This is a genomic window from Facklamia sp. P12937, from assembly GCF_050409505.1.
Lineage (GTDB): Bacteria > Bacillota > Bacilli > Lactobacillales > Aerococcaceae > Facklamia.
The window spans coordinates 21,041-33,476 of sequence record NZ_JBNUPI010000008.1 but is presented as its reverse complement, the minus strand read 5'-3'; the positions used below and the strand labels follow the sequence as shown (position 1 = coordinate 33,476).

At 35.8% G+C, this 12,436-nt stretch carries 11 protein-coding genes; 4 read left to right on the top strand and 7 right to left on the bottom strand.

Annotation, left to right across the window (positions count from 1 at the left end; all coding sequences use genetic code 11):
• Window positions 1-13: 13 nt before the first annotated feature.
• A complete protein-coding gene (locus ACQV2R_RS04170; RefSeq protein ID WP_428873579.1) occupies window positions 14-286 on the top strand; it encodes a hypothetical protein in 273 nt (90 codons plus the stop codon).
• A 5-nt stretch (window positions 287-291) separates the two neighbouring features.
• Entirely contained in the window at window positions 292-1,404 is a 1,113-nt protein-coding gene (locus tag ACQV2R_RS04165; RefSeq protein WP_428876296.1) for a glycosyltransferase family 4 protein, read from the top strand.
• A 628-nt stretch (window positions 1,405-2,032) separates the two neighbouring features.
• Here ACQV2R_RS04165 and map read toward each other — a convergent pair.
• The 7 genes from map to ACQV2R_RS04130 form a co-directional block, all read right to left on the bottom strand.
• Window positions 2,033-2,791, bottom strand: a complete 759-nt coding sequence (gene map, locus ACQV2R_RS04160) for a type I methionyl aminopeptidase (RefSeq protein WP_428873577.1) — start codon at window positions 2,789-2,791, stop codon at window positions 2,033-2,035.
• A gap of 45 nt (window positions 2,792-2,836) precedes the next feature.
• Window positions 2,837-3,628 (bottom strand): acyl-ACP thioesterase domain-containing protein, encoded by a 792-nt coding sequence (locus ACQV2R_RS04155; RefSeq protein WP_428873576.1) that lies wholly within the window; start codon window positions 3,626-3,628, stop codon window positions 2,837-2,839.
• Between the two features lie 85 nt (window positions 3,629-3,713).
• Window positions 3,714-3,959 carry a GlsB/YeaQ/YmgE family stress response membrane protein gene (locus ACQV2R_RS04150; RefSeq protein WP_428873575.1) on the bottom strand — a complete coding sequence of 82 codons (246 nt, stop codon included), beginning with the start codon at window positions 3,957-3,959 and terminating at the stop codon, window positions 3,714-3,716.
• A 109-nt stretch (window positions 3,960-4,068) separates the two neighbouring features.
• Window positions 4,069-5,220 (bottom strand): glycosyltransferase family 4 protein, encoded by a 1,152-nt coding sequence (locus tag ACQV2R_RS04145; RefSeq protein WP_428891862.1) that lies wholly within the window; start codon window positions 5,218-5,220, stop codon window positions 4,069-4,071.
• 97 nt (window positions 5,221-5,317) lie between these two features.
• A complete protein-coding gene (locus ACQV2R_RS04140) occupies window positions 5,318-6,586 on the bottom strand; it encodes a DEAD/DEAH box helicase (protein ID WP_428885011.1) in 1,269 nt (422 codons plus the stop codon).
• A 61-nt stretch (window positions 6,587-6,647) separates the two neighbouring features.
• Window positions 6,648-7,658, bottom strand: coding sequence for a Gfo/Idh/MocA family protein (locus ACQV2R_RS04135; RefSeq protein ID WP_428873572.1), 1,011 nt, complete (start codon window positions 7,656-7,658; stop codon window positions 6,648-6,650).
• Window positions 7,659-7,683: 25 nt separating this feature from the next.
• Window positions 7,684-9,387: a M3 family oligoendopeptidase gene (locus ACQV2R_RS04130; RefSeq protein WP_428873571.1), complete on the bottom strand. Its 1,704-nt coding sequence runs from the start codon at window positions 9,385-9,387 to the stop codon at window positions 7,684-7,686.
• A 129-nt stretch (window positions 9,388-9,516) separates the two neighbouring features.
• Here ACQV2R_RS04130 and ACQV2R_RS04125 point away from each other — a divergent pair, with 129 nt between their 5' ends.
• Together ACQV2R_RS04125 and uvrC are read left to right on the top strand one after the other, a co-directional pair.
• The gene (locus tag ACQV2R_RS04125; protein WP_428873570.1) at window positions 9,517-9,840 is read left to right on the top strand and encodes a hypothetical protein; all 324 of its coding nucleotides are present in this window, start codon (window positions 9,517-9,519) and stop codon (window positions 9,838-9,840) included.
• A 15-nt stretch (window positions 9,841-9,855) separates the two neighbouring features.
• Window positions 9,856-11,667 (top strand): excinuclease ABC subunit UvrC, encoded by a 1,812-nt coding sequence (uvrC, locus tag ACQV2R_RS04120; RefSeq protein WP_428874873.1) that lies wholly within the window; start codon window positions 9,856-9,858, stop codon window positions 11,665-11,667.
• Window positions 11,668-12,436: the final 769 nt, after the last annotated feature.

Below are 12,436 nucleotides of genomic sequence, written 5' to 3'. Positions count from 1 at the left end.
GGAGGTGTTAAGGATGGTAACCCCTTCAAACTTTAACACAAATTTTGAAGAAGAAATAACCAAACACATTGAAGAAATAGATCGACGGGTAGACCGAACCGGTTGGCCGCTTCTAATCATCGGCATCATTATTTTCTTCTTACTTGTTTATCTGTCTGTAAAAGCTTTCTCTATTCCAACAACGAAAGAATATGAAGGCAGTCAAGCTGCCATGAATCAAAAAGTTGAAGATTTAGAAAATCGACTTTCTTCATTAGAAGCCCTAATCGAAGAAGGGCAAGAGTAGATAATATGGATATTTTACATATTAATTCCTATTTCTCAACTTCTGGTTTATTTAAACAAGTCTATGATCGTCAAGTAAAGCAGGGACATAAATTAAAAGTTTATGTCCCCATTTCGCATCAATTCCCTCAAGAAAGAGTAGCAGCTAGTGGAGATTACTTAAATCTATCTAGAAATCACGATCAATGGATGCGCTGGTTTTTTCCACTTAAACACCATAAGATTTGGCAAGATTTAAAAGAATCATACAGTTTAGATAGCTTTGATCTTACTCATGCACACTCACTCTTTTCAAATGGTTGGTTAGCTAGACAAGTTTATCTTAAATATCATGTCCCCTATATTGTTGCTGTACGCAATGCGGACCTACATACTTTTTTTGAAAAAATGCCATGGATGCGAAATGTGGGCTTAGATATTATGCGCGATGCCAAGCAGATTATCTTTATTTCACAAAATACTTACCAACAGGTTTTTAATCGCTTTATACCCACTAAAGAATTGGATAATCTTAAAGGTAAAAGCCAGGTCATTGCTAACGGCATTGATGATTATTGGCATAACAATCGCTTCAATGAAAAGAAATTTATTTGTCATCAGCCACTGCGTATTGTAACCGCTGGTAAAGTATCTTCTGGTAAACGTTTTGTTGAATTAGCTAAAATGATCGAACACTTTTCAAAAAAATACCAAGCAGCGGAGTTACATATTGCTGGTCCCAATTGGGATGCTAAAATTCTCAAGCAATTGCAAGCAATGGATCATATTACCTACCACGGCGCTTTAAACAAAGCTGAAATGGTCAGTTTATATCGTTCAATGGATCTTTTCGCCCTACTATCTTTCCCTGAAACCTTTGGATTAGTCTATCCAGAAGCAATGAGTCAAGGTTTGCCAGTAATCTATACTCAAAACGAAGGATTCGATTCATTTTTTAAAAATTACCATGTAGGCGTTTCTGTAGATCGATTTGATCAAACAGCTTTCGATCAAGCAATTCTTTATATTTTAAACCATTATGAACGTTTGTCTCAAGATGCTTTAGAAGCAATCAACCCCTTCAAATGGGATGAAATAATTAGCCGCTATGAAAAACTCTATCAATCAATTATTTCCTAAAGGCTTCAATCATAAAAACAAGGGGCTGGAACAAAAGGGCTGCTCAGCCCTGCCTCAAAATTTACAGCGAGCCCAGATTGGAAAGTTACTTTCCAATCTGGGCTCGCTACTTTGCGTATTGACGTAGATTATTGGCCATAAATATTCGCTCGACATCGGTCTTAGAAAAGCTATTGCGACCGTTGATGTGCTTGACAAGTGGTGTTTTTTTCTTTACGAGGAATAAAATCCTAGGCAGTTTTTCGGTGATGCTTTTTGAGACGACGGCCTGAAAAATTGCCTTTAGAACAAGCAAATAACAATACTTTAAGTAAGACACGAGGATGATAAACAGGTCGCCCATCGGCAAGTTCAAGTGGGCGAATATTTGCTTCTGGAATCTGTTCGTAGAGCTCGCTTAGTAATGGATCTTATCAAAGGCAAGCAAGTTTAATTCATAATACACTGTTGCTACATAGAAAGCCCCTCCTAAATAGTTTTGTGTTTCCTACTATTATAGTAGGAAACGTTTTCTATGTTTATATTGTTAAAGAAAAAGTCCGATTAACGATTGTACCGTTTACCGAACTTTCTTTAATTATTCAGGGCTTTTGTTCCAACCCCTTGTTTTTATTTTTAAACAATTAAATTATATTTCATTTTCCTGTTGAGTCAATAAAATAGGTCCGTCTGGTCCAATAGCTAATGAATGCTCGTACTGGGCACAGTATCCTCCGTCTCGGGTTCTGGCCGTCCAACCGTTGGCATCCATCTTCATTTTCCAATCTCCTGTGGTTACCATTGGTTCAATGGTAATTGTCATACCTTCTTTTAATCGAAGTCCCTTGCCTTTTATACCATAGTGAGGAACAGCTGGTTCTTCATGGATAGTAGGACCAATACCGTGACCAATAAAGTCGCGAACTACACCAAAGCCCTCTTTTTCCACATATGTTTGAATAGCATGTCCAATATCCCCTATACGATTCCCAGGTCTAGCTTGTTCAATCCCGCGATATAATGCTTCCTTGGTAACCTCCATTAATCGCTTATGCTCTGGACTAATTTTACCTACCGCATAACACCAACAAGAATCAGAGATAGCTCCATTAAAATCTACACAGAAGTCTACCTTTATTATATCACCAGCTTTTAAGCTACGATTAGATGGGAAACCGTGACATATCTCGTCATTAACACTGGTGCAAGTAGCAAATTTATAACCTTCGTAGCCGATTTGGGCAGCGACAGCTCCAGCTGCTTCAATTTTATTTTGAACAAATTGATCGATTTGTTTAGTAGTTAGCCCCGCTTTTATAAAATCCCGTAATGCTACATGAATATCAGAAAGGATTTTTCCTGATTCTTTCATGGCTTGAATTTCTCTTTCAGATTTAAGTGTGATCATTAATAGCCTTCTTTCTAATTTCATTATCGAATCTATTATAACGAATTACAGCTCTTTTTCCAGCCATTCGATTTCAATCCGAGCCGCTTCTTGCTGATTAGTAGCATTATAAATAGTTTGATAAGTTATTATTTTTTTAGCATCAGTTTGAGTCTCTAATTTGACATTAGCCTCTGTAAGAATTTTAACTTGATGCTCTCTAAGCAACTCTCGACCATACTTAATCGCTAAGTTTTTTATGTCATAATTATTTTGTAACCAAGAAGGAAGACTACCAATGGACCAATTTATATAAACAAGATTATTGACATGATGATTAAAATCAATATCTTGATTTGTTATAGCTTGGTCTTTTTCTTTCCAAAGAGTTATATCGTCAGGAAAATTAAGCTTTATTTTCTTAACCTCTTGTTGGTGGTCAATAAGTTGTAATTCTTCTAACTTTTTATGAGCAATACGGCCCATTTTCCTAGTTTTTAAATTAATCACCGCGAATTGCATCTGACATTCTAACAAAAGATGATCTTTAGACCTTATCTCGAACCACCGCTCTAATAAAAATCGGTTGGCCTGAATAATCTTAGTCTGAACTTCAATCGTATCACCATATTGAGGCAGTTGATTGATCATGCAGATGTTTTGCGTAATTACCCAACTTTCATCCTGCCCCAAAATAGAGTCAGTTTGATCAAATTGATTAACTTGATCATGCCTTGTGGAAGTTTCCAGAACAGCTTCTAATAGTTTAGTAAAATTATTACTTTTATTTTCTGGATCGATAAACCAATCAGTATTTATTTTAAATGTTTGAGTATAAGACGTCAGTTTTTCCACCATGTCATTTCCTCCCAAATAAGAATATCAGTAAATAAAGAAAAAAAGGCAGGTTCAATGAACCCGCCTAAGTGTTAAGCTAATCAACTTATCTTGTTTTCTTTAAGACAAAGGATACTACTGCAATCAGAATAATCGCTCCAATTAATGATGGGAAAATAGCAATGCCAGATACTACAGGGCCAAAATTAGAGAAGAATTGACCACCTATCCATGAACCGATGATACCAGCAATGATATTTCCAATAACTCCCCCAGGAATATCTTTACCTAGAACCATACCTGCTAACCATCCAATGATTCCTCCAACAATTAAAGTCATAATAAGTCCCATAATTATACCTTCTTTCTTTCATTTCTATATAAATTATATAACAAATTACTACATTTTGCGAATCCTTTGTTTTGTCCTTACCCTATTAAGCGTTTGATGAGCTGCTCTTTTATTGATTTACTAATTTACTAAGATGTGAGAGTTTTTGAGAACTAAGATGAATTGTTTCTTCATAATAATTTAACAGCATGCTGGTGGCGTTTTTCCATGAATATTTTTCAGCTTCTCGACGGGCTCTTAACCCCATTTTCTTAAGCTTTAAAGGATTATCTAAAATCTTTAAAGCTTCCATTAATGACTTTATATTCCCTGATTGATAAATCATTCCTGTTTGGTTGGGAGTAATTTGTTCTAGGGTAGGACCATTTTCAGCAGCGATTACCGGAACTCCTGAAGCCATCGATTCTGAAATAACTAAGCCAAAAGTTTCTGAAACAGATGGGAATATAAAGGCGTCTCCTGTTGCATATGCCTTAGACAAGTCTTCTCCAGTTAAAAAGCCAGTGAAGGTCGTTTTTGTGCCTGTAAATAATTCTTCTAAATATTGGCGCTCTGGACCATCCCCAACAATTGCTAAACAGATATCCTCTCGGTAAGAAAGGATTGGTAATAAATGATCTAAATCTTTTTCAGCAGCAAGTCGTCCAACATAGACTAGTAGTTTTTGATTATCTAATCCAAAAGTCCATTTGTTATATAAATTCTGATCAAAAAACTTAGGATGCCTCTTTTTAAGGTCAATACCACGCGGCATAACTCCTTCAGCAGCTATCCCCTGTTGGATTAATTCTACTTTTAAACTTTCTGAAACAGTAACATTTAAATCAGCGTCATTATGCCAAAAGCGAATATAATCCCATAGAATTGGTTTCAAGAGCGGTAAATTATAGGAATCAAGATAATCAGGCAAGTGTGTATGGTAGGAAGCTAATAAAGGAATTCCCAATTGCTTAGCATATTTAACAGCAGAAGTTACCATGAAAAACGGATTGACTGCATGAATAATATCAGGTTTAAAATTTTGAATAATTGTTTTCATTTTGCGAGAAGGTAAACCCCAAGGACGTGATTTGTATAAAGGAAAGTTAAAAGAATCCATCGGTATCACTTCTACACCCTTATACTCAGTAATTCCTAAATCAGGTGATACGACAATTATTTCATGACCCAAGTCCTTCATAGCAATTGTCATATGAGCAAGGCGTGTACAGATACCATCTGTAGCAGGTACAAATGTTTCTGTTGCTATTAAAATTCTCATTTCACTTCTCCTTTACCTTAATGTCCTATCTTAATAATTATTATAACGCAATGATAAAAAGATACTGTAAATTTATTGTAAAATTTAGGTAAAGCTTTTATTTTTCCCTTTTGCGCGGTTTCCCAATGTTTTTAGTATTACGCTTACGATTTTTCTTTTTAGCTTTGACTGCTGTTTTTGGTTTTTTTGGATGTGATTTACTCTTAGTTATTCGTTTACTAGACCGTTTTATTTCTTCCTCCTCAGGCCATTCATTTAATAATTTACGATCATAAAGCACTCTTTCTTCTAAGTGAATACTACTGTCATCAAGCATATTTTTTAGGTCTATAGCTTCTTGTTGATTGACCAGTGAAATAGCACATCCCTCATTCCCCATGCGTCCAGTTCTTCCTGAACGATGATAATAAGTACGCACATCTCGTGCTGGATGATAATGAATAACATAAGGTATTCCTTCTATATCAAGTCCTCTAGAAGCTAAATCCGTCGTTAATAAATAGATTGTTTTTTGCTGTCTAAACTGTTCTAAGGCCATTTGTCTTTCTCGATTGGTTAATTGACTATGAAGTACAGATATGGATAAATTTTCAAAAATCATTTTTGCAGCAGCTCTTTCTAACTCACTAATTTGATCAAAAAAGACAATCGCTTGCATGCTTTCAATTTGAGCCAAACGTTTTAACATATTTGTTTTTTGTCGATTGTTAACTTCTAGGTACAAATGTTCAGTTTGCATATTGGCTGAATGCATTGAAATTTCTAAACGATCATATTCATAATTTTTTGCTTGTAAATAATCAAGAAAATCTTTACTTTTAGTAGCTGAAAAATAATAGCGTTTAATATCTCTCATGAGGTGTTTCTCAATCATTTCAATGTCTGCTATTTGCTGCTCACCTTTTGAAAAAAGATAGTCTGCTTCATCATAGACAATCCATTTAACCGTGTGAACCTTCAGTTTAGATGTTTGCTTTAGTAACTCATTAAAACGTCCAGGAGTTGCCACAATAAGCTCCGGTTTATTTTTTAATTTTTCAATTTGTCTTTTGACATTAGCACCGCCAACAATACTCATAGAAGTCATTCCAAGTAATCGGCTCCATTCATCCACCACTAAAAAAATCTGCTGAGCTAATTCTTGAGTAGGGGCAAATATGATGGCTTGTAGATGTTGGTTTACTTCAATCTTTTCTAGGATAGGAAGCAAATAGGCCAGTGTTTTTCCCGTACCAGTTGGCGAAATAGCTACAACCGGCTCTTCATTTTTAAGGTAGGGATAGACTTGTTTTTGAATAGGTGTTGCCTCGGAAAAATGTTTTTCTTGCCAGTGTTTTTTTAATTGTGTATTTGATAATTCCTTCATACAATCTCCTTCTTCATGAAAGAACGGCTAAAAGTCATTGACTTCTAACCGTTCAAGGGTCTTATAATAGTTTAGCTGACTGACGTAATAACTCAAGAACTTGAACCACTTGCAAGGATAATTGTCTCCAGTTCTCATACAATATTTCTTGATGAATTGTTTTTTCTTCAAGGATCATATCTGAAAAGCTTAATAACTCATCAAACATTGGATTAGCTGGTAAATAATCTATGATTTGGGCCTTCTTACCCTCTGTGTTAACTAAACTCACCTTGGTTAAGCGTGAGATATCATTAATGATAAAAGTTTCTTGGCCAATATAAATTTCACTCGGCATCAAAGAATGAACAGTCTTGGACAAAAAGATTGAAACTTGTGTTTGAGCATACTTTAAAATGACTGTACCAAACAAATCAACTTGTCGTCCATCATCTATCGCATGATAGTAAACAGATTCAGGAAGACCAAATAAGTCGAGCGCTATGTATAAAGGATAGACACCTAAATCCATCAAGGAACCACCATGAAAATCAGCATTAAAAACATTCGGAACTTGCCAACCCTTTTCTTTGGATTCTAAGTAAGTTTCATAGCGAGAAGAGTATTGTCCCATATTAAAGTTAGCACCATATAAAGGACTGTCCAACTCTTTCATTTTATGTTTAATTAAAGGCTTCAAACGACTATAATTTCGACTATGATAGTGCATTGCCGCTTCAAATACATAAACTCCGACTTCGTCAGCGAGTGAATAGAGCTCATGCCATTGAGCCGAGGAGGTTACCATAGGTTTTTCAATAATTACATGCTTTTTTGCTTTTACAGCTTGGATAGCCTGCTGAAAATGAAAGGAGTTAGGACTAGCGATATAAATCACTTCGATTTTAGGATCATAGAGAATATTATTTAATTCATTGGTAAAATAATCGGCATCATGTTTTTGTGCAAGCTGTTTAGCCGAGTCAAGATAACGTGAATAAACCGCTGTGAGATGGTAACGCTGTGTTAACCGAGCCGCATTCATCATTTGCTCAGTAATCCATGAGCTACCGATCGTCGCATAGTTCAACATGACAAACGCTCCTTTAGGATCACCATTATTTTCTTAAAGTTTCTTCATCGACTTGGTCGAGGTAGGCCTCTATACTTGCTAAAGTATCCGCAAGATTGCCAGGTTCAAATGGTGACTTCAAGTTCCCTGTTGCAATAATTTCTGTGAAAGTCTGAGTTCCCCCAACCTTACAAATATTCAAATAATCTTCCCAAGCTTTTGGATCATGATCTACTTGGCTACGTTTCCAGAATTGGAAAGCACATACTTGAGCCAAAGTATAATCAATATAATAGAAAGGCATAGTGAAGATGTGCAATTGTTTGAACCACCAGCCTCCATTTTCATAGAACTCATTGCCTTGGTAATCAATCCAAGGGTTGTAAATTTTTTCTAATTTTCTCCAAGTTTGACGACGTTCTTCTGGTGTCATGTTTGGATTTTCATATACTTCATGTTGGAAGTGGTCCACACAAACACCATAAGGAATAAATTGAACAGCTCCAGCTAAATGTTGATACTTAAACTTCTCAATGCTATCACCAAAGAAGTTTTTCATCCATGGCCAAGTTAAAAATTCCATTGACATTGAATGAATCTCACAAGACTCTAAAGTTGGCCATACAGCTTCAGGGGTTTGAATCCATCTTGAATTATAAACTTGGAAGGCATGGCCTGCCTCGTGAGTCAATACTTCAACGTCGTGTGATGTACCATTAAAGTTGGCAAAAATATAAGGCGTCTTGTAATTTGGTAGATACGTACAATAACCACCTGTATCTTTACCTGGTTTAGACTCTAAATCTAAAACATCGTATTCAATTAATAAGTCAATGAACTCACCTGTTTCTGGTGATAATTCATGGTACATTTCAACACCTTTAGCAACAATCTCTTCTGGACTTCCTTCAGGTTTGGCATTGCCTGTAGGGAAAGTTAGACCTAAGTCATAAAAGGCTAGCTTATCCAAACCTAGACGTTCACGCTGACGTTCAAATAGTTTCTCAGCTAAAGGTACGACATGTTTTTGCACTTCTTTGCGATAGACTTCAACGTCCTTACGGTCATAGTCTAAACGTGCCATACGCGCATAACCCACTTCAACAAAATCTTTAAAACCTAGCTTTGTTGCAATTTCGTGACGCGTTTTAACTAATTGATCATAAATACGATCAAACTCATCTTGGCGTTCTAAATACCAATCAGTAATTAACTCAGAAGTTTCTTTACGTACTTTTCGATCAGCATCTTGAGTAAAGGCGCCAATACTTGATAAGTTATAAATTTCACCTTTATACTCAATTTCAGCAGAAGCTTTTAACTTACCATACTCTGATACCAAACGATTTTCCTTTTGTAATAGCGGTATAATTTCTGGAGAAAAGATTTTCAAATGATTTTCTGCTAACTTAAAGAAAGTGTGAGGTAGTTCTTCTTCTAATTCTTTACGATAAGGTGAGCCAAGTGTAGCTCGATAATAGTCACTTTCCCACTCACTAATAAGGGGTGAGTTTTCATCCCAGAAATCCGTTTCATCTGAATAGAATTGATCACGGGTATCCACTGAATGACGAATTGAAGTTAATGTTGAATTCGTTTCAATATCTCTTTGAATGTCTTGAATGGCCTTAACCGCTGCAAGTGCATCCTCAGCCGATTCAGCTTTTTTGATTCCCTCAATTTGCTGTTGGAATGACTGTTTTAAAAGAGACATATCTGGTCTTTTATATTCGAATTCATTGAATTTCATGCTTCCACATCCTTTTTTATTTATTATTTTTATTATAACACAGCGTGAATATGCTGAAAACGATTTAAAAATAAACTTTTTTGACTGCTTTTGCTATACTATATCTAAGTGAATTTAAGGAGCATCCAAATGACTAAGAAATTTCAATATAAAGGGATCGTCATTTATCAAAAATTAATTAAGGCCAGTGATCCGACATTGGTCTTATTTAAATTGAAACTAATCAAGCATCCATTAAATCCTATTGACTTAATAAACCAAGAATTTACTGCTTTGATTGCCCGTAAAGCTTTAACTTTTATGTATGAGGTTATGGTGGGAGATCAGATTCTTATATACGGACACTTTAACAATAAAAAGCAATTTATTACTGAAAAATATCTTATTGAAAAAAGAGTCCCCCGCTCATATGAAAAAGTAATCCAACAACTCCCTAATCAAAAAAAACTCTAGAAAGGAGACCCATCCTTGCCTAAAGAAAGCCCTGAAGAAATACGACATAATATTGAACAAAGACTCCCTTTATTACCTGAATTGCCCGGATGCTACTTAATGAAAGATGCTAATGATAAAATTATTTATGTGGGTAAAGCTAAAAACTTAAAAAACCGCGTGCGATCTTATTTCAGAGGAGCCCATGATAGTAAAACAGCAAAACTGGTTTCTGAGATTCATCATTTTGAAACAATTGTTACCAATTCTAACAAAGAAGCTTTGATCCTTGAAATTAATTTGATTCAACAATACAAGCCGCAATACAATATAAAACTTAAAGATGGCAGTATGTATCCTTATTTAAAAATAACTAATGAAAAGGACCCTCAATTAATTATTACCAATCGAGTTCTTAAGGATGGCGGACATTATTTTGGACCTTTTCCAAACGTACAAGCCGCTACAGCCACTCAACAATTATTACATAAAATTTATCCTCTAAGACGTTGTGGTAAAAATGAAAAGCGCGCTTGCTTTTACTACCATTTGGGACAGTGTATTGGTTGTTGTGATCATCCCGTTTCAAAAGAAACCTACCAAAAGCAAATTAATCGGATTAAACGTTTCTTTAATGGTGAAGTCGGTCCAATTAAAAACGACTTGAAGCGCAAGATGTCTGAAGCAGCTGATAAGCTAGAATTTGAACAAGCTGCTGATTTACGCGATCAGATTGAATATATTGAGACAACCGTTGAAAGACAAGCTATTATGAGTCAAGATTATGATAATATGGATGTCTTTAATTTCTATTATGATAGGGGATGGATATCTATACAAACCTTTATGTTAAGACAGGGTTCTATTCTTAAACGTAAAGCTGCTCTTTTTCCTAGTTATGGTGAAAAAGAACCAGATCATGAACTAACAACTTATATTGCTCGCTTCTATAAAGAGCAATATAATGTTATTCCAAAAGCTATCTTAGTCCCTGCTTCTGTTGATCAAGAGGTTTTAGAAGAAGTCTTTGAAATTCCTGTTCAAACACCTCTTAGAGGAAAGAAAAAGGCAATGCTCGATTTGTGTGAAAAAAATGCTAAATTAGCTTTAGATGAGAAATTCCGCTTAATTGAAGCTAGCACACGTAAAACGCTGGGCGCCATCGAAGAGTTAGCAGAGGCCCTTCAAATTGAACAGGCTAATCATATTGAAGCATTTGACCACTCACATATCCAAGGTGTTCATACGGTCTCGGGGATGGTTGTTTATCAAGAGGGTAAACCAGATCGCAAAAATTACCGTAAATTTAAGATTAAGAGTGGAGATGGAGCCAATGAATTTGCTCATTCTCAAGAAGTAATCAGGCGTCGTTACACTCGCTTGCTCAAAGAAAATAAACCATTACCTGATTTAATTTTGATGGATGGAGGGATTATACAAGTAAGAGCCGCTAGAGATGTCTTGGAAAATGAGTTAGGATTAGCTATCCCCGTAGTCGGTATGGTTAAAAATGATAAACACAAGACGGCCTCCTTACTGGAAGGTTACACTGAAAAGATAGTCGACCTTGATCCGCGTTCCCAAGCCTTCCACTTTATTCAAAGAGTGCAAGAAGAAGTTCATCGGTATGCAATATCTTATCACCGAAAAGTACGTGCTAAGAGTCAGGTGGCTTCTATTTTAGATACTATACCAGGAGTTGGCCCGGCTACACGCTCTAAACTTTTAAAACACTTTAAATCATTACAAAAAATTAAAGAATCTGATGTAGACACTCTGCGTAGATTGGGCATTTCCCGTCCGACCTCAAAACGAATTCTCGAATTTCTTAATGATTCTAATAACTGATAAGAAAAACCTTGCATAATTGGCACTGACCCCGAATAGTGAGACAAACATAAAAACACCTCCGTTGAATTCGTGTGAAATGAATTTAATGGAGGTGTTTGATTAGGGTTAATCACCTAGCTTATTCTGCAGAAACAAAATGGAAATGTATTGAATTGAAAAATGAAAGCCGGACTAATAAACAAATAATGAATGAATTAAACATTAAGAACACATCTCAAGTAAAAACTTGCTGGCGTTGGGATCGTTAAGGTCAAACCTAGCGCTTCAATCAAGCTGGAGGTAAAGAATAGACTTATGGCAAAGGATTAGAAGAACTTAGCGAGATAGATCCACTCAAAATCAAATTAAAACGTCATCAAGCAGCGATGGATGTCCTAAAAAACACAAAGAGTTGAAGAGGAGTGGGTACCAAAAGTGGTCGTCGAAACGGTTGAAAGTTTAAAACCGCATGATTCGGTGAGTTTAATCCTCTCCTGCTTAGGGATCCGCTCGATCTACTTATTATCGTTGGAAAGTTCGTATAAATGCTAACCTAGAAAATGAAGGGAAAATTAAAATTGGACAATTATGTAAGAAACAGCCTTTCACCTATGGTTACCGTAAAATCACCCATTTAATCAACTTATAAACAGAAAAAACTGTTAATCATAAGCGAGTTCAACAAAAATTAGGCTAGGTGTCACCGGTTCAATACCGACAACAAACAGCCTAACAAAGGTGTTCTTTATTCTGTCCCATTTATGGGGTGCAGTGCCAAATCATGCAA